The sequence below is a fragment of the Chryseobacterium sp. UF-290 genome (assembly GCF_058245615.1).
Window position 1 is genome coordinate 193,466 of record NZ_JBSICB010000001.1, and the last position, 26,166, is coordinate 219,631.

Sequence of the window (26,166 nt, forward strand, 5' to 3'; positions counted from 1 at the left end):
AAAAACATATTGTTAGTTATCTATACCGTTAGCCCGTCACTCATATCATGACGGGCTAATTTTTTGGCAGCATTCCCCAACATTTCTTTATATTTGATAAAAACTATGAAATGAGTGAATATCTTGCTGCCCTATTAATTATAGTTATCATCTTCATTTTCAACAACCTGAACTCCAAAATCAGAAAACTTGAAAAAGAGCTCTCTGATCTTCATTCCAAAATAAATCAGGCTGTTTCTCAGCCTGAAACGAAAGCAGCTCCGGCTGAAAAAACAATCGTCCCCCAACAGGTACAGCTTCACGAAACAGATAAAGAGAATATAATACCTCATGAAAACGGGGAAGTTCCGACAGACATTCAGAAAGACTGGCTAGGTCCGGTATTTGATTTTTTAAAACAAAATGCACTTACCATTGTTGGTATTTTCACTCTGGTTCTGGGGATTGGTTATTTTGTAAAATACGCCATTGACAAAAACTGGATCGGAGAAACCACAAGAGCCGGAATAGGGTTTTGTACCGGCGCCTGCATTATACTCATCGGGCATTTTCTTAGAAAAAATTATACAACATTCGCTTCTATCATTACAGGAGGAGGAATTGCCGTTCTATATTTCACAGCAACCATAGCTTTCCGGGAATATCATCTTTTTTCCCAGAATACCGCTTTTGCTATTACCACTCTGATCACGGCAGTCTCCATCATCCTGTCTTATTATTATAAAAGTGAGGTACTGATCATTTTTTCCTTAATCGGAGGCTTTTCAGCTCCTTTAATGATCAGTACAGGACAAAGCAATTATCTTTTCCTTTTCATCTATCTTAATGTTTTAAATATAGGAATGCTCGCTGCAGCCTTTCTCAAACACTGGAAAAGCGTGGGATGGACAGCCTATATTTTTACCAGTCTTTACCTTTTTTCCTGGACATTTGAGAAACCTGCACTTTTAAGCGTTACCTTTTATATGATCAGCTATGTGATCTTCTATGTTTTCGCCCTGCATGATTATATCAGGAAAAATATACTTTCAACTTCAGATATTTTAATGCTTGCTCTCATTAATTTTTCGAGCATTATAGGACTGGTTTATACTTTCAATGATCTGAGGTATGAACCTGTGATCATCTTCCCGCTCATTTTCGCACTGATCAATTCCATTCTTCTTTTCAGGGAATACGGAAGAAAAAATTTCGGGATTGCTTATTCCGTCTTTACGGGAATAACTGCCAGTCTCATCACTATTGCTGTAGCGCTTCAGTTCCAAACCCATCTCATCACCAGCGTATGGGCTATAGAGGCTACTCTTCTCCTTTTCATCTGGAAAAAGTCAGGACATACAATCTTCAAGGCCTGCTTTTATATCCTTTTTCCTCTGGTAATGATGGCACAAGTCGTTACCTGGACCGAGTATTTCCATACAGAAAAACTGAGCATTATATTCAATCCTGTATTTCTCACCAGCTTGGTTACAGTGATTTCAACAGTTATCAATTTATACCTATTAAAAAACAGCAAAAGGGAAAGTCAGGAAAAAACAGGTAACTTTTTTGAGGACCTCATTACGTTTATCAGCTATGGTGCAGTTTACACGGCTCTTATCCTTGAGATCACTTACCACATCTCTGATATGCCCTGGGCTGCCATTACAAACGTAGGATTATTATTCAGCATCTATTATGTCTTCGTATTATTACTTTTCAGAAAGCATCTGAATATCAGTAACGGGCTTCAGACAGCACTGATCTACCTGATGCTCTTCCTGCTGACCATCAACATCTCTTTTTCCACGTCATCAGTAGTCACCGCCATTTTATTAAAAAAACTTCAGTCCGGTTTCTATTTATTACATCTGCTTCAATGGATCCCTTTTATATATCTATTTTTTACAATCATCCCTTCTTCAGAATTTCATAAACACAGAATATCTTACTGGGTGCTCTCTTTAGCGCTCATCACTGCAGTAAGCTGTGAGCTGCACCATTCATATGTTTTAATAGCCTCACATGACATTCTCCATTCTTATGAGATACAGGAACATTTCAATATCCTTTATTTACCGATAATATGGGCGGTACTGGCCAGTCTTTTTATTTATTTCGGTTTGAAAAAAGATATTCAGGAATACAATAAGATCGGTTTTGCTTTGGTAGGCCTTATGATTTTAAAACTTTACACATATGATGTGTGGCAAATGGACAATATTTCCAGGATCAGCGCATTTATTGTTCTGGGAGTGATCTTATTATTGAGCTCTTTTACTTTTCAGCGATTGAAAAATATCATTAAAAATATGGTTGACAAAAGGGATAAAAATCCGGAAAACCAGGACTAATTTCCCGGGAAAAAGTTTTTATCAGTAAATAGAACTCAAAACAAATCAATATTTCATTCACATTTTACAAAAAATAACTATATTTATCACGTTTTTAATATTTACATATTCTGGTTATGAAAAAATTACTCTACTCTTTTTTAATACTGTCCTCCGCAACTTTATTTGCACAGCAAAAAAATCCTGCTGTAAAGCTTGCAGTAGCTGATAACATTATTGGAACAGTTGATTTGTTCAATGCAAAGAAAAACGTTTTACAGGTTTCGAAAGTATATAATACCGCGGCAAGCCTTCCTCAAAGCTTAAAAAAATACAGTTCTGTTTTTACAAAAGGAGTAACTGAATATAAATTCAAAAACGGAGAAAATATATTTGACAGAATGCCATTGTCAGATATCAATATTCAATATAATCTTCCGGCTGATACCCCGGTATTTATTGAAGGGTATGAATTTACGGATACAAGTACAATGATATACCCGGAGATCAAGAAAAAAACAGAGATCAAAGATCACAACGGAAAGAAAACATTATTCATCTACACTACTGAGTAATTTTAATCGATATACTAAAAAAAGGATACTGCTTTCACAGTATCCTTTTTATTAATATTTATCATTCCACTTTTTCTTCAGCTCATCATAAATTTTCTTTTCGGTAGAATTATTCCCGGGTTCGTACAGCTTCACTTCTTTAATTTCTTCGGGAAGAAAATCCTGCTCTACAAAATTCCCCTGATAGGAATGGGCATATTTATATTCTTTTCCATAATCAAGATCTTTCATCAGCTTTGTAGGTGCATTTCTTAAATGAAGCGGAACAGGTAAGTTTCCGGTCTTCTTTACCAATGCCAATGCATCATTGATAGCCATATAAGCGGAATTACTCTTAGGAGACACTGCCAGATATACCGCCGTTTCACTCAATATGATCCTTGCTTCTGGATTTCCAATGACATTTACTGCCTGAAAGCAATTATTGGCTATCACCAACGCATTAGGGTTGGCCAGTCCAATATCTTCAGCCGCCAGGATCAGCATCCGTCTGGCTATAAACTTAATATCTTCACCGCCGGCAATCATCCTTGCAAGCCAATACACCGCCCCATTAGGATCACTCCCCCGCATTGACTTGATAAAGGCGGAGATAATGTCATAATGCTGCTCTCCATTTTTATCATAAAGAGCCATTGTTTCCTGAAGAACTTCAAGAACCACTGCATTGGAAATTTCTGTAACTTTCGAATTCTTATACTGATTCAAAACCAGCTCTACAGAATTGATAAGCTTTCTGGCGTCTCCTCCTGAATACTGAATGAAAGCTTCTTTTTCAAGAATTTTAAAGTCGGTACCTTCATCTTTATTATATCTTTGAGAAGCGATATCAATCAATTCTTCAAGCTTTTCATAGCTTAAAGCTTTTAAAATATAAACCTGGCTTCTCGACAGCAAAGCGGAAACCACTTCAAAACTTGGATTTTCCGTAGTAGCACCGATCAGCACAATCCAGCCTTTCTCTACGGCATGCAGCAGGGAATCCTGCTGGGATTTATTGAAGCGGTGGATCTCATCAATAAACAAGATAGGAGATTTTCCTGAAAATAAGTTCTGCTTCTTTGCGTCATCAATCACATCACGCACATCTTTTACCCCTGAAGAAACGGCTGAAAGTTTATAGAACTTTCTCCCAGACTGCTCTGAGATAATTTCTGCCAGGGTAGTTTTTCCTGTACCCGGAGGTCCCCAAAAGATCAGGGAATTCAGGGTATTGTTTTCGATCATTTTTCTGACCGTTCCTTTTTTGCCGGTAAGGTGTTCCTGCCCCAGTACTTCGTCCAGGGTTTTCGGTCTTAGTTTTTCAGCTAATGGAATATTTTGATTCAAGGTAATTCTATTTTTTAAGATGAATATTTCAGATTTCCGATCTCTGAAACTTCTAACAAAATTAAACTAATTTTCATTTTTTTACCCTATTTTTGCATTGTTTTGAAACTTACATTCAATAAAATCATTACATTTCCCTTGGTAATTTTGATCAAATTTTACCAGTGGTTTATTTCGCCCTTACTTCCTAAAAACTGCCGTTATGAGCCCACCTGCTCCCATTATATGCTGGAGTCACTTCGGGTACACGGTTTATTTAAAGGTTTCTGGATGGGATTTAAAAGAATTTTAAGATGCCACCCATGGGGAGGAAGCGGCTATGATCCGGTTCCGCCCAAAAATAAAAATCAATAAAAGAACTATTAAATCAATAGAAAGATGAGTCATTTTTTTTTCAGAATTTACCTTATATTGTTTGCATTGATTACCCAATGCCTTTTTGCACAGGAATATCCTGGAGGTTTATCTGACGGTACTTTAGACATCAACGGAAACAATGTTCCGGTAAAGATCTACTCTACTACAGAATTGGGAGACCTCAGCGCTTTTCCGGACAGGGCTATCAGTAATAATGTTCTGGTTATCCTTAATGAATCCAATTTTGAACCTGCCTACTATAGTTACGGCGCATCGACTTTGTCAAGATTCAGGGATTCGAAATACCAGTTCTTTGATAAAAACTTTAAACTCATTGATACTGCTCCTACCAAAGACAATATTACTACATTCAAATATGCTGTAAAATCTGCAAAACCGATCACCGATTCTGATAAAGTAGAGCTTAAAACTCCTTTTAAGATATGGGATCCGTCAAAAGGCCTTCAGCTGGGACCGGTTACCCTGCACTTTTATAGCCTGATGTTTGTATTTGCATTTGGCTTCGGATATGTTTTAATGACCAGAATCTTTAAAATTGACAACGTTAATCAAAAATACCTGGAACCTCTTTTTACATGGACATTAATAGGAACAATCCTTGGGGCAAGATTAGGACATGTTATTTTTTATCAGCCGGAATTGTTTAAAGAAGATTTCTGGAGTGTATTTTTACCGATCAGTACGAAAAACGGATTTAAGTTTACAGGATTTTCAGGATTAGCCAGTCATGGGGCAACAATTGCACTGATCTTTACAACGCTTTATTATTCATTTAGGATTATCAAAAAAAATCCTTTCTGGGTATATGACAGACTGGGAATCGTAGTTGCTTTAGGGGGAGCGTTTGTAAGAATGGGGAACTTTTTCAATTCTGAGATCGTAGGAAAACCTGCAGATCCACACTCTCCGTTCGCTTTACTTTTCCCTCAGCAAAGCAGTGAATATGGACTTACCGTACCACGCTATCCAAGTCAATTGTTCGAAGCTGCAGGATATGTTGCTCTTTTCATCCTGCTTTGGATCCTGTATAGAAAAACGAATAAAAAATATCAGCAGGGCTGGTTATTCGGACTGTTCTTTATCATTCTCTGGGCTATCAGGTTCTTTGTTGAATTCCTTAAAGAGCCACAAGGTGATGAGTTTATCCAAATTGGCAATCTGAATACCGGACAGGTTCTTTCTATTCCATTTATGATTGCAGGAGTCATTATTATGATCGTTTCCAGAAAGTTTAAAATTACTCAGGCAGAAAACGAAAAGCCGGAATAATAAAGACTAAATGTTAAAATATAAAAAGGCAAACTCGCGGATGTGCGAATTTGCCTTTTATTTTTTAGTGAACTATATAAGCTAGATACTTCAAATTCAACTAAAAAACCATGTATCTATAGTTTATATTTTTTAACTACATAGATATTGTTTGTGAAGAAATCTGCGAAATCTGTTTGATCGGCGGAAAAAATATAATCGCCATTAATACACGAATCATTTATCTATGCATTAGCAGCAAATCATCTTCTAAGAATTTTTCAAAAAGAAAAAATCTATTAATTTATGAGCTTAACCGTTATAGATTTCTTGCAACCCTGCTGTTCAGTTCTTCAAAGACACTTCCCAATTCATTGATCACATCTGTTGGAAGCATGGATTCTTTTGAATGTTTCTCCGAAGCGAGTTCAGCCGCCCTTCCATGCAGCCATACTCCTAAAATACAGGTATGCTCTTCAGAATATTCCTGCGCTAAAAGTGAAGTGAGAATTCCGGTGAGAACATCACCACTTCCCCCTTTGGCAAGCCCCGCATTTCCGGTTATGTTATAGAAGACATTTCCTTCCGGAGTAATGACTTGTGTATGATGATCTTTCAATATGATATAAATATTCAGATCCTGAGCTTTTTCTCTGGCCAATTCCAATCTTTTAAAGGAATTTTCTGTGCTTCCGAAAAGCCTTTCAAACTCTTTGGGATGAGGGGTGATGATAGACCTTTTGGGAATTAACTTCAGATTTTGCTGATCTTTGGAAATAATATTGAGAGCATCCGCATCCAGAATCAATGGTTTATCATAATCTTTCAGAAATTCCAAAAGATTCTTTTCTGTATTCGGGTGAGTTCCCAAACCCGGACCGATTCCGTAAGTCAGATCTTTATCATTTCCGAAGTTTGTAACAAAAGCTTCGCCACCTTCCATAAACATCGCTTCCGGACAGGAAGTCTGAAGTATTTCATAGCCACATTTCGGAGCAAGTGCAAAAGTCAGCCCTGCCCCTGTCTTTAAAACGGATTGTGTTGCCAGCACCGCCGCACCAATCTTCCCATAACTTCCCCCTACAATAACAGCTTTGCCATAGTTTCCTTTATGAGAAAATTCGGATCTTGGCTTAAAAACAAGCCCAACAAGACAGTCATCCGTTACAAAATATGCTGTTCCAGCTGTTTCTGAATATTCTTTACTTAAATCAATATCGAGAATCACCGTTTTTCCGGTATATTTTCCGGTTTCAGGGTGTAGGAAACTTCGCTTCCAGCATTGGAAGCTCAGCGTATAATCAGCTTTCAGGACAATATCATTATTACTGAACATTCCGTCGGCAGACAATCCGGAAGGAATATCGATCGATATTTTAAGATTATCCTTATTATTTAACTGTTCCACCAGCATTTTATAGATTCCCGCCAGAGGTCTGGATAGTCCTGTTCCAAAAAGAGCGTCAATAATAATGGTCTTATCATCAAAATTATAGTGGTCAATTTCACTGAACTTTTTCACCGAAATTCCCGAAATATCCCGAAGCCTTTTCAAATTCACCAATGCGTCATCGGAAAATTTACCTTTGGGATCATCCACAAAAACATCTGCATCAAATCCTTTCAGGTAAAGCATTCTTGCAACAGCCAGTCCATCACCTCCATTGTTTCCGTTCCCGCAAAAAACAACCATTTTTTTATGATTCTTACAGTGATCAGAAATCCAGCTGGCAACAGCCAGTGCTGCTCTTTCCATTAACTGAACGGAAGAAACCGGTTCTTGAGAAATTGTAAACTGATCCCAGATGCGTATTTGTTCTGCGGTAAAGATTTTCATAGGATGTTGTCAAAACTTTTAAGCAAATTACAAAAGATTTTTCATTACCACGATACACTCTTAATAAATCCAGAGCCATCATGAATCAGATAAAAAAGTGGCTATGAATCCAGAATAAAAATCCATTTTTTTAAGACAAAAAACTGTGAAAAGTAATGTTTTTTACATTTTTTAATTATATTTTTGTGTGTATACTAATTAAAAAAATATAAATTATGGGATTTGTTAAAGAATTTAAAGAGTTTGCTTTCAAAGGCAATGTTCTTGATCTTGCTGTCGGTGTGATCATTGGGGCAGCATTTGGTAAAATTGTTTCGTCTTTAGTTGAAGATGTTATTACTCCCCTGATCCTGAACCCTGCACTAAAGGCAGCAGGAGCAGAAAATATCGCTAAGCTTACCTGGAATGGTGTTGCCTACGGAAATTTCCTTTCTGCAGTGATCAGCTTCCTATGTATCGCAATGGTTCTTTTCTGGATCATCAAAGGGGCAAATAAAATCAACAAAAAGGAAGCCGCGGCTCCTGAAGGACCTACCGAAGATCAGAAATTATTAATGGAGATCAGAGACCTGCTGAAAAGCAAAAACAATTTATAATCTTTTTGCATTCTACAGTTTAAAAATAAAAAGCACCTTACGTAAGGTGCTTTTACTATTTTTTATCTCAATTATGAATCTGCAGAATACTTGAAATCTGCTCTGCCAGTGAAAGCCCGATCCTGTCCTGCGCTTCAAGGGTGGAAGCACCTGTATGAGGAGTCAGGGAAATCTTGGAATGATTAAGGATCTCTTTAGAAGGTGTAGGCTCATTAATGAATACATCCAATCCTGCAAACCTTACTTTACCTGAATCCAGGGCTTCAATAAGGGCTGCTTCATCAATCACTCCTCCTCTGGAACAGTTTACGATAGCCACTCCCTCCTTCATTATATCAAATTCATTTTTACCGATCATATATCCGTCTTTCTGAGCCGGAACATGCAAAGTGATAAAATCCGAATGCTTTAAAACATCCTGCAATGGCTCGGTTTCTATATCAACATTGATAAACTGGTTATTGTAGAATTTCACTTTGATACTGGCTCTTCCTACATTATTATCAGCAGCTACCACTCTCATTCCAAGTCCTAAAGCGATTCTAGCAACTTCCTGCCCGATTCTTCCCATCCCAATGATTCCGATGGTCTTTCCTCTCAGCTCGATTCCGGCAGCATATGCTTTTTTAAGTCCGGCAAACTCAGTATTTCCTACAGATGGCATTTTTCTGTTGGAATCCTGAAGAAATCTGGCACCTGAGAACAAATGAGCAAAAACAAGCTCTGCAACCGATTCTGAGGAAGCCGAAGGTGTATTGATCACATGGATCCCTTTTTCTCTTGCATAATCTACGTCGATATTATCCATTCCCACTCCGCCTCTGCCGATAATATCAATCGAGGGACAGCCGTCAATAATATCTTTTCTTACCTGTGTAGCACTCCTTACCAATAAAGTACGGATCTTATGCTCATTAATGTAATCCACCAAAAACTCCTGTGGAACTTTTGTAGTAATGACCTCAAAGCCTTTTTCTGTTAATGCATCAATTCCTGATTGATCAAGGCCGTCGTTTGCTAAAACTTTCATAAATACAACTATATTTAAAAATTGAAAGATTTAAAAATTAATGGAACAGGTTCACATTTAATCTTTAAATCTTTGAATTATATTTTTTATTCTCCGTCTTCTTTGAATACTTCAATCATCACTTGTTTCTCTACCAAATCTGTAAATCTGCCTTTATACCTTGTAGCTCTCACCAAATGGTTGTCTATCCAGTGGTAGTTTCCTCCTCTTGGTTTCCCGCAAAGCACACTGTGATATTTGAAGCCATGCTTATCCAGCCAGTCTATTGTGATTTGTTTCAGGTTTTCGGTTCTTGAGGTGAAAAAACAGATCTGATGACCTTCATCATACCATTTATTGATGGTTTCCAGTGCGTCAGGATATGGCTCGCAGGTAACCATTCTTTCCGGTTCTTCGTTGGGAACATCATCAGTAATGGTTCCGTCAATATCTATTAAGTAATTTTTTATTCCATCCTTCAGAATAGGACTAATGTGCTCTATGTATTCTAATTCCATCATTAAACATTAAGCAGCAAAGTTAGCATTTTTACAACTATCAGACTTATTAAACTTAATTTATGTTAAAATTTTACTACAAAAACAGCTATACAATGAATAATATAAATATTTTATTCGTCATTTAAGTGTTTCTGATTAAAAATTTTCGTTTTCAGTTTTGTTTTTATGGTTATGAGCGAGAGGTAAAAAAGTTGAGAAGGGAAAGTGTTTATAGTTTAACAAGCAAATTTTCCTATAAGTCTTTTCTTCCCTATTCATTATCAGCAAAACTCAATATAAAAAAGATCACAGGAATGACCACAGATTTTATATTTAGTTACAGCTTAACAATATATCTGCTTTATTTCATTTTTTAAACCCGCTCTTAAGTATCTGATAATAAGCTCTATTTATACTTTAAATCTGAATATCTTGTACTCAATTTAATTTTTTTTCAAAAAAATAATTGTGTTAAAAAAATAATATTATATTTGCAACTAAGGAGAAGTCAAACATTTGAATTTATAACTCTCGTGGTGCCAAAATAGGGGCGTGTAATCCTCTCTTCTCCTTTTTTTAAAAAAACACCAATCAATGATGACCAGGAAAGAATTTTTATCCTTAAGTTCTTTAGGGATTGCCTCATTACTAATTCCCAACTTTTTACTTTCAAAAGAAAGATCAGAATATCATTCCTCTGATATTAATACATTATTGAAGTCCGCATCAGATCTCAGAAAGCAGAAGAAGTATAATCAGGCAAAACAGATTTACAGACAGATTATTAGTCAGTTTCCTAATGAAATCAGGGCATATGATGGGATGAGAAAAACCCTGTTATCTGAAAAAAATAAAGAATGGGAAGTCATTCTTATGTTCAGGACCGCTTTGGCATTAAAACCAGATAATACAGACCTTAAAAGAAGACTTTACAGGGAATATATGAATGCTTCTTTAGGCAATAAGAAAATTAAAAAAATGATTGCCTTTAACGGGAATCTGCTCTCTGATGTGAAAGAGAAATATAAAGGTTTTACCAATATAAGCGCCACAGGCAAAAATAGTGATAAGCAATATTCCAAAATCTGTAAAATGATTGAGGTTAATGCTGATTCTGAAAATCCCCATAAAAATAAAGCTTTAAAAGCTTATAGAAAAGAACAGTATAAAAACTTTAAGGACAGGTTTGACCCTCTTACTGCCAGCCAAATGGAGGCTAAACTCAGTACTTTACTATCCAAACCTTATTCCAAGGACCGCACTCAGCATATCCGGGAACTTTACGTGCTTTCCTTCAGGAAACTCCGGAAAGAAAAAAATAATACAGAAGCATTGAATAAAGCACTTGCCTATTACAATACAGTAGATAAAAATGATCCATTATTTTTGAAATACATCCGGGATTTATCAAAACTTCAAAAGAAATATGATACATTAATCACTATAGAAACTCAAAATCATGCTTTTAAAAAAAGCTTCTGGTCTGCATTGGCTTTACTGGATGCCCATATAAAAAAGACTGAACATCAGCATATTTCTATTACTTCTACTACTTCTTCCTTAGTATCCTTTTTAGAAACCCAGGCAGATTCTCCTGATAAAAAGTTTGAACTCATTACACGTAAAATTAAACTTGATATTTTGGGAAACCAGCTTAGCGGGGCAAAAGATAAAATATTAAATCAATGTAAAAGCATGTATGGGATCTCCAATACCCATTCCATAGACCGGATGAATATGCTGGCGGCCCATTATTATGTAAAAAATGGAGATCATGAAGGCAAAAACAAGATATTAAGCATTGCCGTTAACCCTCAGTCCTATATTGAATCTTCTGACAATTTTATACAGGCATTAGCCTTAATAAACCAGAATAGAAACTTTACCAAGACTGTTCACACCCAAAATCTTCAAAGGCTGATTGGCAAGCTATAAATGATCCTGACCAGGACAGCATGAAGGTCAGGAACACAAATTACATTAAAACACTGAAACATACGTATGAAAACGAAAGCTATTATTTCTTTTCTTCTCCTTATATCCGGCGGAAGCTTTCTTTATTCCCAACTCCTGATCACAGAGGTTTATAATAATACTCCCTACAATGAAATGCTTCGTTACGAAAAAGAAATCAACGGAGTAGTTACCGATGTTAATGCTAAAAGGCACCACTGGGGAGAATTTGTTGAAATTTACAATTACAGTGATAAGGATATTAGTCTTAAAAACTGGTATTTAAAAGATCTGCAGGGAGTATTTTGGCTTCCTGAAGTAACCATTAAGAGCAGACAGTTTATGATCATTACATACAGTCCTCAAACTTATAACACTGCAGTCTTCCCGGAACTGTTTGCTACTACGGCAGGAAAAGAAAGCCAGATCATCTATCAGGACCAGATCCTTTTAAGAAACAGAAAAGACCGTATTGCATTGGGATATTCCCTTAATGGATATACATTTCTTGAAAAAAGTTCTATGGTCTGGGAATTTAGGAATGAGCCACCTACCAATCTCGTTCCAAGGATATGGAATACTCCTTCAGCCTTCTATACTGTAAAATCCCTACAGTACCATCCCAATCCATTATCTACGATGGACCCCAATGCTCAGCCAAATAATGGTGATATTTATAATTATACCGCCACTCCTAATCCTTTGGAGGCTACATATGTTCCTGACATGGAAAGCTATGACGCACTTGTAAAGGATGAATACCAGCATTACTATTCTTTCCTGGACTGGAGTGATAATGTGAATGTCCTTATTGATAAAATTTGCCCTATCAGTATTGAAAAAATATCTCAGACCCCTTCCGGTTCTTACAGTGGAAACGGGAGCAGTTGTTTTTCATATGACAGTGCCGGCAATATGATCTCCGGCTCCAGTTGCAGTAATAGTGGTACACCATCCCCGGGTTCGTCTGGGTTTTCAGCTGATGAACTGGAGGAGATCAAAAACAACATCACCATATATCCTAATCCTGTTACATCAACCAGTGGTTATAATGTAACCATTTCCTGGTCCGGAGCCGCTTTGGGTAAAATTCAGAGTCTCCAGGTCTTTACATTTACCGGAGTTCAGTTATACAGCTATACGCCCGGAATAAACACGACCTCATTCAATATACAGAATCAGCTTCCGGGAACATTTATAGCCAATTTCATTTTAACCTCCGGGCAGGTAGTATCTAAAAACATTTTAAAATGGTAATTTCACAGATGAGACTAAAAATATATTCCCTACTCGCTTCCTTTATACTGTTTACATTATTTCCTTCACAAGAGATTAAGGAGATCTCATTACAATACAGTACTTCCGGTTATGCAGAAAATCTCGGAGTTTCTGCTAAGAAAATAAATCCTTCCGATATACTGGTTCCCTCTGTGAAAGCGGAAATGAGTGTGAGTGAATCAGGTGCTCTTACTTATACACTCCCTATAGAAACGGTAAAAGGGCTGAATAACTTCCAACCCAATATGGCACTCATTTATAATAGTCAGGGCGGAAACGGACAGGCTGGCTGGGGATGGAATATCGCAGGACTTTCTACTATTACACGGGGAGGAAAAAGCAAAGAAATAGATGGAATTACAATAGGCAGCCAGTTCGATAATACAGATCCTTATTATTTAGACGGTCAAAGACTGATCAAAATTAACGAAACTACTTTTGCAACGGAAAAGTTTTCCAAGCTTAAAGTAAATAAGCCGGCATCAGGAGAATTCCGATTTATCATTCAGTATCCTGATGGAAAGATTGCCAGATATAAGGAGCTGGTAACAGGACAGTTTTATATTTCATCATTTACAGATTCCTTCAATAATGAAATACATTACTCCTATCAGGTAGAGAATAATGTGCCGGTTGTTACAAAAATTTCATATGGAGGAACAAGTCCTGCGAATGATAAGTTTTATATTAATTTTACGTATAAGGCAAGGCAAAGAAACATCCAGATTTTCAGGAAGGGAATATCCTATATTACCTCAAAGGTCTTATCGGAAATAAGTACAGGTTCCCTGTATACTCCTTTATACAGAAAATATGCTCTTTCCCATGACTTTATTGAAGATCATAGTGTAGAGCGTCTAAGAACAATTCTCGTCAATAATGAAAACGGTGAAAGTCTAAAACCCCTTAATTTTAATTATAATACTTCTTCCCAGGGAATCGTAAAAATAAACAGTGGAACTGCACAGTCTGCATTAGGGAGTACCACAACAGGGCTGGGAAGTGTAACGGTGGGAAATTTCCTGCATAGCGACAATGATAAGATTCAGCCTGTTTTTCAGGAAAGGCTTACCAATGGCTATACCATAAAAGTGGGAGCAGGAGAAACCTCTACTCATGTTTCCAATATTTCTACCAATAATTCCGGAACTTTATTATTTTCAGGTAAGGTGTTGGATTTGAATAAAAAGATAACCGAAAAAGACCAGCTGATCGTAGTTAATGAAACATCTGTGGGAGCAGCGGATGATATTAATCCCGGTAACCCTTCCAATCAGCAGCTCAAAGATGAAATCAGTTTTGAAATCAAAAACCTGATTACCGGGGAACAGAGAAAAGTAATTGTTCCCGTGAAAGGAGGGCTGGTAGAAGTTCAGAACTATATTCCACCTGATCCTTATGATAATTACCGTGACGGAACCTATGAAACTACTTATACCCGTGATGAAACCAGAAGGGAATATATACAGGGTGATTTCAATAATGACGGACTTATAGATTTCCTAATCATAGAGCCTAAAAACTTTACCCGGGGAAATCGTCTGTACTGGGTGGAAATTGGGAAACAAAACTCAGGAACTTCTGTACAGGCAGCTCCGGTTATTCTGAATGAGAACTTATTTCTTCATGGCAAAGATATCTATCCCATTGAATTTGATGGGGACGGGCTTCCTGAATTACTTGTTGTAGATAAGTATACTGCAAAATATTCGGTATACAAGATCAATTTCAGTAATAATACTTTAGATACTTTGATATCGGAAGTGCCCCTTTCTAATTTCGGAAACAAAACACCTCTTTTCCTTGGAGATTTTAATGGAGATGGGCTTACCGATTTTATAACTCCACAGACTGTATATGAAATTCCTGAGGATGACAACTCCGGACTGAAGATGGCAGATACCTACTACAGGATGCAGACCGAAACACTACTTTGGTGGAAATATACAGGAAACGGAGTTTCTTTTACTAAAAACCAGGAAGACTATACCGAACAGAAAATAGCGTACCTGAAGCCTTCACAAAGCAATTATATCAAAAAGTCCACTTTCTGGCAGAAGTTCTGGAATGGAAAGCCTGATGAATATGCATATACCAGGTATTCCACTCATAATATTATCATTACTGACTTTAATAATGACGGCCGTTCAGATATTGTCACCCTTAATAAAATAGGAAAGGCTAAATATAATGTCAACGGATCACTGGCAGGTGTTCCCATAGATAACCTGAGCAGTAATTTAACAAGGATGACCGCTCCTCTTGTCTATCAGGAATTTAATTCTGTAATAGCCAACCGTATCAATTTCTATGAAAATAAAACATTAAACGGAGGGACATTCCGGCAGCTATCTACTCTTCCTTTAGAAGGAAACAGGATATCGCCGCTTTCTCTTATTCTTTCTTCCCAAAATTTTGATTACCTCAATACATCCCAATCCGGCGTTTATATTTATGACCCTTTAGTAGGTTTTTCCATGAATATTGCTATTGACAACAGCAATTTCCTTGAAAAACAGATCCAGGAGGTCAATAATGGGACGGAGGTTTTGCAAAAGGTAGAATACAGGAATATGGTCCCTAAAGACAAGTATTTCTCGCAGGATCATAGTGAAGTTACCTACCTTTATAAACCGCAGGGTGAGCTAAGGTACCCTTATTATGTTCACAAAAGCAATCCTGCCCTTTATCTGGCAGGAAAGATCCATACCGTTTTTGACGGAAAAATCCTGACCAGGGAATACCGATATGAAAACGGGATACAACACCTGGAAGGGAAAGGTTTCATGGGATTCCAGAAAACATACTCCAGTGACGCATATGAATCTGAGGTAAAAAACGGGAAATACATCAACAAAAATCCTGCAAAAGCTGTTTTCTGGAATATAGAAACCAGAAACCCCGAGATGGACAATATGGTGATGAATTCCACCTATGGAGGGATCAATAAGTTTTTCACTGAGAATCTGACAAGAAATAAGAAATTTGATCAAGGAAACCACCAGTATCTGATCCTTACAACAGATGAGATCTCCATAGATTATCTTAAAAAAGTCACGATCAGGAAAAAATATGTTTATGATGAGGCAGACGATCTGAAACTTAAAACAGCCTATACAGATTTCGGCGGAGTTGGATCTTCGACATCCCATTATGCCTATAAACCTGAATTCTCAGACGGTGAGCATTATTTCTATGGGAAGATAGCATCTGTAGAAAACACAGTATCCAAGGATGGGCTTTCTTTTACTACCAAAGATGAATCCGATTATTTCCCCAACGGAAGCGTTTCTCAGGTACGGAAGTATGGGAACCAGCCGGGAGCAGCTCCTGTGGTCACTTCATATACCTATGATAATACCGGTAACCTGAAAACCGAAACTCTATCTGCTGCCGGAGTCGCATCACAAACCACTGCTTATGACTATGAAACAACAGGCAGGTATGTCAATAAGACCACCACACCAGACGGATTATATTCCACCGCAGTTATTGATGCGCTGGGACGTACCTCTTCCGAAATATCTCCGTTAGGGCTTACTACTTCCTATACTTACGATTCCTGGGGAAACATTACAGAGATCACCGATTTTTTAGGAAAAAAAACCACGGTGTCAAAATCTGTTGCAGATGCCTCTACAGGAGGAGTATATAACCTTCACAAGAAAAGAGAAGGCGGAACAGAGACCATCGTCACCTTTGATAAGTTTGACAGGGAGATCCAGACCAAAACCCAGTCTATTAACGGAAAATGGACCGCTGTAAAAACAGAATACGATATTTTTGGCAGAAAAGTAAGATTCTCTGAACCTTTCTATGAAGGAGAGCCCGTAAGATGGAACTCCGTAGAATATGATGAGCTGAGCCGCCCGGTAAAGAACAAAGACTTCAAGGGATATGAGATAACGACGTGCTATGAAGGGCTGAAGGTTACTGTAGATGACCTGATAAGCAAAAAAACGTCCAAAACCCTGGATGCTATGGGGCATACCATAAGACAGCAGGACCATGGAGGCGTTATCAATTACTACTATTATCCTAACGGAGCAATTAAGGAAACCAATTACGAAGGAATCAAAACCACCTTTGAAATTGATGGCTGGGGCAATAAAACGAAGATGACAGACCCTTCTGCAGGGACTTTCACCTACGAATATGATGTCTTGAGCAGGATTACAAAGGAAACCACTCCTAAAGGGTACACCTTATACAGCTATGATGACCTCGGAAGGCCACTTACGGAGAAAACCTACGGAAATACCCCTGCTGAAAAGACCTCCATAGAGAAAACCTATACCTACAACGGGCAGACCAAACTTCCAGAAACCATTACAGGGGTAAGTAACGGAAAAACGTTTACCTATACCACCTACTATGACCAATACTTCAGGATAAAGGGCAAAAAAGAGGAAACCCCGGATTTTACCTATACCGCCTCCACTACCTTTGACGCATTGGGAAGGGCTGATATTGTAAGCACATCTACTATTCTTGCAAACCCAGCCTATACATCCAGCTCAGCTGTCAAAAACGTATATGATGCCAACGGAATCCTTATCCAGCAGAATGACAACAGTACAGGGGCTATGATATGGCATCTGTCTGATGTGAATGCCAGGGGGCAGATAAAGCAGACGGAATATGGAAACGGCTATACCTTGGTCAACCAGTATTCCGATCTGAATTATACCCTGTTCAACATCAGGCACCAGAATACCAACAATGGGCATATGGCGCTGGATATGGATTATAACCAAAATACAGACCGCGGAATCCTGAACTTCAGAAGAAACAATATCTTCGGACAAAAAGAGGATTTCACCTACGATCTGCTCAACAGATTGCTGACGGAAGCGGTAAACGGCACCGTGACCAACCAGTATACCTATGATAAAAGAGGAAGGATAACATCCAATACAGAGCTTGGAAAATACAATTATAATGAAACGGATTATAAGCTTCAGGGCATTGACTTTAATACCAACGGGCAGAGTGTAAATGCACAGAGAGGATTTGCCACGGTACAGTATAACGCCTTTAAAAGCCCTGTTCAGATTACCCTTGCAGGTAAGGAAGACCTGAGTTTTGAATATAATATCCTTAAGACAAGGTATTCTATGAAGTCTTCCGTTACAGGCCAGCAGAAATTGTATTCATCAGATTTTGCTGTAGAGATCACTAAAGAGGCCAGCGGAAAGACACAGCTTATCACCTATATTACCGGGGATCCTTACTCTGCCAACTACATCAAAAAAGAAGTTCTGAATGGGGGTACGCTTACAGAAAATGCCAATTACTACCTGCACCGTGACAATATAGGCAGTATCCTGGCTATCTCTAAAACAGATGGCTCTGTAGTGGAAAAACGTTTCTTTGATGCCTGGGGCAACCTGAAAGGGCTGGTAAACGCAGCAGGACAGATAATTACTGATCAGGCGGCTATCAGTAGCTATACGTTATTTTTAGACAGAGGGTATACAGGGCATGAACACCTGTGGAAGACCGGGCTTATCAATATGAACGCCCGCCTGTATGATCCTGTTCTAAGGAGATTCCTGAGCCCTGATAATCTGGTGCAGGATCCTTTCAATACCCAGAGCTATAACCGTTTTGGATATGTGTACAACAATCCGCTGCTGTATGTGGATATAGATGGAAATGAGTTTATATCTATCACTTCTGCTGTGGTCATTGGGATAGCAGTCGCTGTTACCACTAAGGCCATTATGAACATGATAAGCGGTATCCCGGTATGGTATGGCATGGGGAAAGCCGCTGTAATGGGAGCTGTATCCGGCGCTATCAGCTTTGGTATAGGGTCAGCAGCCACTTCCCTGTTCGGGCAGGTCCTCACCGTAGGAAAAGCCCTCTTTGAAGCGGGGGCTCACGCTCTGACAAGCGGAGCCATGTCTGCCATAGACGGAGGGAAATTTGAAGCAGGAGCTTTGAGCGGGGCGGTCTCTTCCCTTATGGCAAGCGGAATACAAAGTTTGGGCATAAATTTTGGTGCAAGTACAGAAACCAGAACGGTTTACAATACCTTTGGAAGAGATTATATGAAAGCTACTATGCTCGTAATGGGAGGATTATCCGGAGGTATCTCCTCTACCATTGCAGGAGGAAACTTCTGGGATGGTTTCAGGCAGGGGATTATAACGAGTGGGCTGAATCATTTAGGGCATTTAGGTGTTGCTGCAATTAAAGCAACTGAACTACGAAATCATATAAAAGATCGAATTGTAGAAAAGTATGGTAAAGATTATTTAAATCAGCCTGTAACTGAAGAAATATTAAAGGATTTATCAGAAACTTTTCCTGAATTATATCAATTAACTGCAAAAGATTTTAGCATTGCAGACCTTCAAAATATTAAACCTTTTGAAGGTGATGGATATAGGTTATTTAAAAATGGCCAAATTTGGAAAAATGGAACAGAGTTAATAAATGGTATAACCGATTTATTTGGAAGTGGCAAAGTATTAATTGCACCAGCAAGAATGAAAGCAGGAGTATTAAAATTTGCAATGACATGGTTTCATGAAGGTATTCACTCTATGCATGCTGTATCGGGATTCATTATTGGTGTATATTCAACTTTTATAAATGCAGGATATGAAAAAAATGCAGGTAGATTAGCAGTAGATGTTTCTGAATTTATTGCTCATAGCTTTGTAAGCTTTCTCACTGGAACGCCAATGAGTACTTATGCGCATGATAATTATAATTCAGGTTTTAATTCTTGGTTAAACTTAAAAAAATAAAAATGAAAAAAATTAGTATAATAATGTTCATCATTACTTTTAGTACCTTTTTTTCTCAAATAACTATTCCTGAAGGATATAAAAAGATACCTGACTCTTTACACTTTAGAGATAATCTTTATCAATTTATAGTTCCTAATATTAAATATAAATATTGGCAAGTCATTCGGAAAGATGATACAATAGTACAAGATCTAATATATGAAAGTGAAAAACATAAAAATGATAAAAACTCAGCTTATTCTCCTGACAAAGGATTTTTCAATGAATGTAAACCTGACTGGTGTTTTTCCTATATAATTGCGTTTAGGAATAATAAACCTCAGTACTTTACTAATGAACAAGAATTGAGAAATTTTATTGGATATGTTGATAATATATCAGAAGCCTTACTCATAGCTAGGACTTATGGCTTCTGGTTTGACGATAAAAATCAAGTTGGAGGTTCCTTTAAAATATCTAATGATTCCATTTACATGTATCTTGCAAGATTTGAAAGTTGTCCTGTTACTCGTGAATCGTTCTATGTAAAAATTGATAGAAAAACAGGAATACTTCAATACGAATCACAAGGCGTATATTATAAAACAAATGATTGCTATAGTTCATAAAAAACATTTAACCCTTTAGGAGTGGTTAATATTATGCAGAAGGTGTCACCAACCCTATTAATGATAAGGTGATTTTAGCTCCATCTTTATTACAAGAATCTGTATATAAATTAGCGAAAATATTTATTCACGAACAAACCCACTCTATAGATTTTAAATTAGGGTACTTAAGTGACTTTTGGAATCCCATCAATGAACTTAAAGCCTATTCTGAAGTTGCAAAGTGGACCGGATTTATAGATTCCGGAGTAAGACATTATATGTCAGGAGTAGCTAATATTTTTTCTTTGTTTCGCTTTTAATTAATTTTTATGAAATATTTTAGCCTTTTATGTATCAGCTTATATGCTTGTATATCATTAAAAAATGAAAAATTTGAGTATATAAAAATAAACAAATCACAAGATGTGGATTTGTTTTACAAAGTAGAAACTGATAGTCTACACTTAAAAAAAATAAATTACTATGTAAAAAATAAAACCAATACCACTTTTATTATTGATCCTTTCGGATACAGAGGTATTACCAATATTTACAAAGATGAAAAACGAATGAAGCCCTATATGCTCAGACTTGAAGGCTCTTATGAAAGATCAAATGATAAATCGTGTAAAAGAGATTTAGTAATTTTATTACCAAAGGAGATTAAAAAGCTAGAAATATTTAACACTAATTATAATGATAATGCAATGTATCATTTTTTCAAAGGTAATAATTATCATGAATCTGTTAAATCAGTACATAACAGACAAACAGCCACTTACTTTGGCTGTGATGAGTATATTCGAAATCTAGAAAAGAAAGGATATCGTGTTTTGGAAGATAGTATCAATACAAAAATACCTATTTTTCCTATAAGGTTTTCAGAAGATAAGAATAACTAAGCTCTGTTTTATTACACAAGATGCTTTTTTGTATTTGTAGAACATACTTTGGAGCTAATTTTTTAACAATTAGAAGATATAGTAATATTAGGATATCTTTTTAGGATATGTTTTTATCAACAAAAGTAATATTTTACATAAATAAAATTAAACATATGAAGACAATTAAAATTGCATTTTTATCAATTGTATTTATCGTTTTTACAAATTGTGCAACTTCGCCATCAAAATCGGGTCTTATTCCTGAAAACTATGCCATAATCCAGAATAAAGGGGTTGTTTTTGGTACTTTTTCAATATATAAAAAGCCTAGATTTTCTACCTACAGTCTAAATTTCAGAAAGGATAATGCCTTTGAAATGGAGAAAGAGCAAGAGAATAGGATTTTCATCTCAACAAATCGTGGAGGATTTACAGCAACATTAGTTCCTGATTTCACATATAACGAAAATATAGCAACATATTACTTCTTTTTTGAAAGAGACCCCGGTAATTATGAATTTAGTACATTAAATGTGCATTCACAAGGGTACATGTATTCAACACTTTATAATGCTACAATAAGTCTACCTTTCAAAGTTGAAGCAGGAAAAATGAAATACTTAGGTGAAATAATATTTAATCCTAACAGTAATGATTTCATATCTGTAAAGGATGAATACAACAGAGATATTCAAAAGTTTGCTGAAAAATATAAATCAATAGACTGGAGTAAATCTGTAAAAAATGATCTATTTGAAGTAAAAGTACTAAAACAGCAATAAGAACATTTCTATTAGACCCTTAAATAAACAGCAGACAGTTCCTAAATTTAACATCAAGCAAAGTCTTGGGAAACTTTGTAAAAGATTATATGAAAGCAACTATGCTCGTAATGGGAGGGTTATCCGGAGGCATCTCCTCTACCATTGCAGGAGGAAACTTCTGGGATGGTTTCAGGCAAGGGATTATAACAAGTGGGTTGAATCATTTAGGACATATTGTGAAAGAAGGATTTGATAGAAGTAATTATGACAGACTTTATAAAGAGGTAAAAAAAGTAATGGGAAATGCAAGTGAGCATTTTTCCGGGAGACCGGAGGATATGTGGAAAATGATGCAGAATGTTCCTACATTAAGAAAATTATTAAATCGTCTCCACGGAACTAAGCTCCATGCTGTGGTACTCAAAAATCATCCGAATCGTGATAAATATAACGGACAAACTGATGAAAATGGAGATGGTAGTCTAAGTATAAAGCTTTATTTAAAAAGCTATTCCACAAATATTGATGTTGCTCTAACTTTAGGACATGAATTGTGGCACGCATGGCTTATAGTAAATGGGTCAGAAACAATATGGAAAAGTATGATAAAATCAAGTGCCGGTAAAACGGTTATTGATAATTATGCAGTGCATCAAAGTGAAGTTGCTATTTACATGAGCTGGAATGCTGTATATGCAGACAGCCAAAGAACATATGACTGGGCTTTAGGACAATCTAACTATAATATGGCACAGGCTAATGAATTATTACAAATGTTTGGAAAATAAAATATGAAGCAAATAATATTACTAATAATCTTAGCAACATCTTTAAGTTGTACCCAAAAAGGAATAAAACTTAACTTTTGTGATAAAACTTATCACACAAATAGAAATTCTTGTTTGGTATTCAAAAACGATACAGATATAAAATATATTTTTTACCCTCCCTCATTTATTAATAGCAATGAATTAGGGATATTTGGAGGAAGTATATTGATAACTGATAAAGAGGGCAAAGAGCCTCTTGTCAATAGAACCTATATTGACAGAATTCAACCTACAGAAATAGCGATGGATCAATTCATTTTAGATGAACATAAAGATTCTTTACTATGGAGAAGTTTATTGGCCCAAGGAGTTCGGATTGACTATTGGGGAGCGAAGAAATATAAAGTAATTACAAAGGCAAAATTTGTTCTTTCCCCAAATAAAGAGAAGAAAATCTCAAATAGAATTTCCTTTTTTAAAAAGGATTTGGAAACTTCAGGTACCTATTATAGTTTTGATAAAAAAAAGGAATATTTTATCCAGATAGAATTAAACTTTGATAGTACAAAAATAAAAGAATACCTTACACCAACTAATCTAGATTCCTTAAAAAGAAATAATATCAAAATATTTCATGGTAAATTAAAGACAGAAAAAATACCATTACTATTAGATTAAAGTGAAAGGGGTGATCTCTTCCCTTATGGCAAACAGAATATAAAGTTTGGACATAAACTTTAGTGCAAGTACAGAAACCAGAACTGTTTACAATACCTTTGGACGAGATTATATGAAAGCTACTATGCTCGTAATGGGAGGGTTATCCTGAGGTATCTCCTCTACCATTGCAGGAGGAAACTTCTGGGATGGTTTCAGGCAAGGGATTATAACAAGTGGGCTGAATCATTTAGGGCATATTGTGAAAGAAGGATTTGATAGATCAAATTTTGAAAAATTAATAAAACAAGTAGAGAAAATTGTTGGTAAAGGTAATGCGTATACAAAGTTTTCCGGTAAAAAAGAAGATTTGATAAAGTTACCCTATTTTAAATGAATTGCTTATGAAGAATAAGCAAGCAAGGGACTGTCGTATGGTTTAAAGTTAAAAATATAGGGACAGATGCAAATAATCCTACTCAAGCTATTACGACACCAAATGGAAATGGCGGAAGCACAGTTGAGTTATGGTGGGATACTGCAGACACATGGATTGGAGTTGCTCGAACTTTAGGACATGAATTAATACATGTTATGAACGAATCTTTAGGAATGCATGATATATGGAGAAGCAATGTAGATCCTCTTTATGCACAAGATTACGCTAGAGCGAATTCCGAAGCAGCTGCTTACATGTGGGAAGCTGCATATTCTGGTTCGGGTAGTGATTATAACTATAGCATACAACAGTCACAAATTTGGCTTAATAAAGCAATGAAACTATTCCAAAATAATGAACGACATTAAAAATAATTTTCTCATGAAATCTGTGTTGATATTTAGTTTAATTTTCCTATGTAATTCATGTAATACTGATATTACATATAACTTTGCCGATAATGAATTTAATATTAATGCTATTAGACATAAATTTATATTGGAAAATAACTCCGAGTTCCACTATGTATTTTACTCTTTTAATCCTACTGGTATTTCAGATCCTTTAATCAGTAAGAATAGTATAATAATCACTGATGATCAGAATAACAGAATAATAGAAAGGCCAGTTTTTATAAATTATAAAGATAATTATAATTACAAAAAGGATTCTATGATAATGAATTATTATAAATCTAAAAATTTTTTAAAAGATCTGTACTGGTTTAGAACAAATAAAGAAATTAAAAAAAATGCTATTTTCTTGAATAAAGAAAACAAAAAAAAATTTAATGGGGACATTGCTTTGTCTTTTAATCAGATTAAAAACTCAAGTTCATATTTTTTATTGGAGAAAAATATGAAATATAGTATACAACTAGTTATAGATTTCGATAGTATAAAAATTAAAGAATATTTAACTCCTGATGATTTAGATTCCTTAAAAAGAAATAATATCAAAATATTTCATGGTAAATTAAAGACAAAAAAAATACCATTACTATTAGATTAAAGTGAAAGGGATGATCTCTTCCCTTATGGCAAGCGGAATATAAAGTTTGGACAGAAACTTTAGTGCAAGTACAGAAACCAGAACGGTTTACAATACCTTTGGACGAGATTATATGAAAGCAACTATGCTCGTAATGGGAGGATTATCCGGAGACATCTCCTCTACCATTGCAGGAGGAAACTTCTGGGATGGTTTCAGACAGGGGGTTATAACAGGTGGGCTGAATCATTTAGGGCATTTGGCTACTACAGCCATAGAAAATGGTAAAGTAAATGGCCAAATTAAACAGAGAATTATAGACAGATATGGAGAAGGTTATCTCAATAAACCTATAACAGAAATGACCTTACAAGAATTAGCAGAAATATTTTCTGAAATGTACAATAAAATATGAATTTGCAAATAGCAGCAATATTTATGACAAGATAGAAATTGAATATGGTAAGCTATACAGTGATGGAAGAGAAGTAAATGGTGTAACAGATTCGTTTTCAGGAAAAGTGCTATTATCTCCCGCTTTTTTGGGAAGTAAAAATGTTTTATCTTTTGCAGCTACTTGGTATCATGAAACTATTCATTCTATTCATGCTGTAAGTGGTTTTTTCATAAATACAGTGAAATCATTTATGGCAAATGGAAACGATTATAATATGTCAGTTAGAAAAGCTATAGATGTATCTGAAACGATAGCACATTTACAAACTCAAAATTTTGGAATAGGTATCCCATTTAGAACCCCAAACAATACCATAAGAAAATATAGTATTAGCTATATAGAATTTTTAAGTTTAAAATAATATAAATTATGAAATATAAAATAAAAATCCCATTTATTGTTAAAATAGCTTCTATATTAATTTTTTGTTTATCTTCTCATTTGGCATTCTCTCAAACAACTATTCCAGATGATTATTTAAAGATTCCTGACACTTTATATTTTAAAGATGGTTTATATAAATCAATAAAACCAAATAAAAAATACACTTATTGGAAAGTTATAAAAAAAGATGCAATAACAGAAAATTTAATTTATGAAAATAAAAAAAAGGAAAATGTAACTTGTAAAGAAAAGCTTTCAATCGAAGATGGCTTTTTTTGGGAATGTTTACCCGATGGGTGATTTACATATATAATTGCATATCAAAACAAAAAAGCAGAGTATTTTACAAATGAAGAAGAATTAAGAGATTTTATAGGATATGTTGATGGTCTGCCTGAGGCATTACTTATTGCAAGAACTCATGATTTATGGTTTGATCGTAAAAATCCAAT

At 35.9% G+C, this 26,166-nt stretch carries 22 protein-coding genes; 18 read left to right on the plus strand and 4 right to left on the minus strand.

Annotation, left to right across the window (positions count from 1 at the left end; all coding sequences use genetic code 11):
• Window positions 1–110: 110 nt before the first annotated feature.
• Window positions 111–2,333 carry a DUF2339 domain-containing protein gene (locus AC4IF5_RS00840; RefSeq protein ID WP_490730754.1) on the plus strand — a complete coding sequence of 741 codons (2,223 nt, stop codon included), beginning with the start codon at window positions 111–113 and terminating at the stop codon, window positions 2,331–2,333.
• 116 nt (window positions 2,334–2,449) lie between these two features.
• Complete coding sequence (locus AC4IF5_RS00845; protein WP_490730755.1) at window positions 2,450–2,887, plus strand: hypothetical protein; 438 nt, start codon at window positions 2,450–2,452, stop codon at window positions 2,885–2,887.
• 51 nt (window positions 2,888–2,938) lie between these two features.
• Here AC4IF5_RS00845 and AC4IF5_RS00850 read toward each other — a convergent pair whose 3' ends face one another.
• A complete protein-coding gene (locus AC4IF5_RS00850; RefSeq protein WP_490730756.1) occupies window positions 2,939–4,216 on the minus strand; it encodes a replication-associated recombination protein A in 1,278 nt (425 codons plus the stop codon).
• 102 nt (window positions 4,217–4,318) lie between these two features.
• Here AC4IF5_RS00850 and yidD point away from each other — a divergent pair, with 102 nt between their 5' ends.
• Both yidD and lgt read left to right on the plus strand, forming a co-directional pair.
• Complete coding sequence (gene yidD, locus AC4IF5_RS00855; protein ID WP_490730757.1) at window positions 4,319–4,570, plus strand: membrane protein insertion efficiency factor YidD; 252 nt, start codon at window positions 4,319–4,321, stop codon at window positions 4,568–4,570.
• Between the two features lie 444 nt (window positions 4,571–5,014).
• A complete protein-coding gene (gene lgt / locus AC4IF5_RS00860; RefSeq protein ID WP_490731336.1) occupies window positions 5,015–5,863 on the plus strand; it encodes a prolipoprotein diacylglyceryl transferase in 849 nt (282 codons plus the stop codon).
• A gap of 298 nt (window positions 5,864–6,161) precedes the next feature.
• On the opposite strand, the gene AC4IF5_RS00865 is transcribed toward lgt, so the two are convergent.
• On the minus strand, window positions 6,162–7,679 hold the full coding sequence (locus AC4IF5_RS00865; RefSeq protein WP_490730758.1) for an NAD(P)H-hydrate dehydratase: 1,518 nt from the start codon (window positions 7,677–7,679) through the stop codon (window positions 6,162–6,164).
• Between the two features lie 215 nt (window positions 7,680–7,894).
• Here AC4IF5_RS00865 and mscL point away from each other — a divergent pair, with 215 nt between their 5' ends.
• Entirely contained in the window at window positions 7,895–8,275 is a 381-nt protein-coding gene (gene mscL / locus AC4IF5_RS00870) for a large conductance mechanosensitive channel protein MscL (RefSeq protein ID WP_490730759.1), read from the plus strand.
• A 67-nt stretch (window positions 8,276–8,342) separates the two neighbouring features.
• Here mscL and AC4IF5_RS00875 read toward each other — a convergent pair whose 3' ends face one another.
• Together AC4IF5_RS00875 and AC4IF5_RS00880 are read right to left on the minus strand one after the other, a co-directional pair.
• Window positions 8,343–9,305, minus strand: coding sequence for a D-2-hydroxyacid dehydrogenase (locus AC4IF5_RS00875; RefSeq protein ID WP_490730760.1), 963 nt, complete (start codon window positions 9,303–9,305; stop codon window positions 8,343–8,345).
• Window positions 9,306–9,391: 86 nt separating this feature from the next.
• Entirely contained in the window at window positions 9,392–9,802 is a 411-nt protein-coding gene (locus AC4IF5_RS00880; RefSeq protein WP_490730761.1) for an LNS2 domain-containing protein, read from the minus strand.
• A 576-nt stretch (window positions 9,803–10,378) separates the two neighbouring features.
• Between AC4IF5_RS00880 and AC4IF5_RS00885 the strand changes: the two genes are divergently transcribed.
• The 13 genes from AC4IF5_RS00885 (at window position 10,379) to AC4IF5_RS00945 (ending at window position 26,014) form a co-directional block, all read left to right on the plus strand.
• Window positions 10,379–11,719: a tetratricopeptide repeat protein gene (locus AC4IF5_RS00885; RefSeq protein ID WP_490730762.1), complete on the plus strand. Its 1,341-nt coding sequence runs from the start codon at window positions 10,379–10,381 to the stop codon at window positions 11,717–11,719.
• A gap of 66 nt (window positions 11,720–11,785) precedes the next feature.
• Complete coding sequence (locus tag AC4IF5_RS00890; RefSeq protein WP_490730763.1) at window positions 11,786–12,994, plus strand: lamin tail domain-containing protein; 1,209 nt, start codon at window positions 11,786–11,788, stop codon at window positions 12,992–12,994.
• Between the two features lie 8 nt (window positions 12,995–13,002).
• Complete coding sequence (locus tag AC4IF5_RS00895) at window positions 13,003–19,776, plus strand: RHS repeat-associated core domain-containing protein (RefSeq protein ID WP_490730764.1); 6,774 nt, start codon at window positions 13,003–13,005, stop codon at window positions 19,774–19,776.
• A gap of 2 nt (window positions 19,777–19,778) precedes the next feature.
• Complete coding sequence (locus tag AC4IF5_RS00900) at window positions 19,779–20,387, plus strand: hypothetical protein (protein WP_490730765.1); 609 nt, start codon at window positions 19,779–19,781, stop codon at window positions 20,385–20,387.
• A gap of 311 nt (window positions 20,388–20,698) precedes the next feature.
• The gene (locus AC4IF5_RS00905) at window positions 20,699–21,271 is read left to right on the plus strand and encodes a hypothetical protein (RefSeq protein ID WP_490730767.1); all 573 of its coding nucleotides are present in this window, start codon (window positions 20,699–20,701) and stop codon (window positions 21,269–21,271) included.
• A gap of 155 nt (window positions 21,272–21,426) precedes the next feature.
• Window positions 21,427–22,035: a hypothetical protein gene (locus AC4IF5_RS00910; RefSeq protein ID WP_490730769.1), complete on the plus strand. Its 609-nt coding sequence runs from the start codon at window positions 21,427–21,429 to the stop codon at window positions 22,033–22,035.
• Window positions 22,036–22,124: 89 nt separating this feature from the next.
• The gene (locus AC4IF5_RS00915) at window positions 22,125–22,805 is read left to right on the plus strand and encodes a hypothetical protein (RefSeq protein WP_490730771.1); all 681 of its coding nucleotides are present in this window, start codon (window positions 22,125–22,127) and stop codon (window positions 22,803–22,805) included.
• 3 nt (window positions 22,806–22,808) lie between these two features.
• Window positions 22,809–23,465 (plus strand): hypothetical protein, encoded by a 657-nt coding sequence (locus tag AC4IF5_RS00920; protein WP_490730772.1) that lies wholly within the window; start codon window positions 22,809–22,811, stop codon window positions 23,463–23,465.
• A gap of 573 nt (window positions 23,466–24,038) precedes the next feature.
• The gene (locus AC4IF5_RS00925; protein ID WP_490730774.1) at window positions 24,039–24,251 is read left to right on the plus strand and encodes a hypothetical protein; all 213 of its coding nucleotides are present in this window, start codon (window positions 24,039–24,041) and stop codon (window positions 24,249–24,251) included.
• Window positions 24,238–24,894 (plus strand): hypothetical protein, encoded by a 657-nt coding sequence (locus AC4IF5_RS00930; RefSeq protein WP_490730776.1) that lies wholly within the window; start codon window positions 24,238–24,240, stop codon window positions 24,892–24,894. The genes AC4IF5_RS00925 and AC4IF5_RS00930 overlap by 14 nt, the downstream gene beginning before the upstream one ends.
• Before the next feature lie 46 nt (window positions 24,895–24,940).
• A complete protein-coding gene (locus tag AC4IF5_RS00935) occupies window positions 24,941–25,288 on the plus strand; it encodes a hypothetical protein (RefSeq protein ID WP_490730778.1) in 348 nt (115 codons plus the stop codon).
• Between the two features lie 127 nt (window positions 25,289–25,415).
• A complete protein-coding gene (locus tag AC4IF5_RS00940) occupies window positions 25,416–25,691 on the plus strand; it encodes a hypothetical protein (RefSeq protein ID WP_490730780.1) in 276 nt (91 codons plus the stop codon).
• Window positions 25,692–25,699: 8 nt separating this feature from the next.
• Window positions 25,700–26,014, plus strand: a complete 315-nt coding sequence (locus AC4IF5_RS00945; protein ID WP_490730782.1) for a hypothetical protein — start codon at window positions 25,700–25,702, stop codon at window positions 26,012–26,014.
• Window positions 26,015–26,166: the final 152 nt, after the last annotated feature.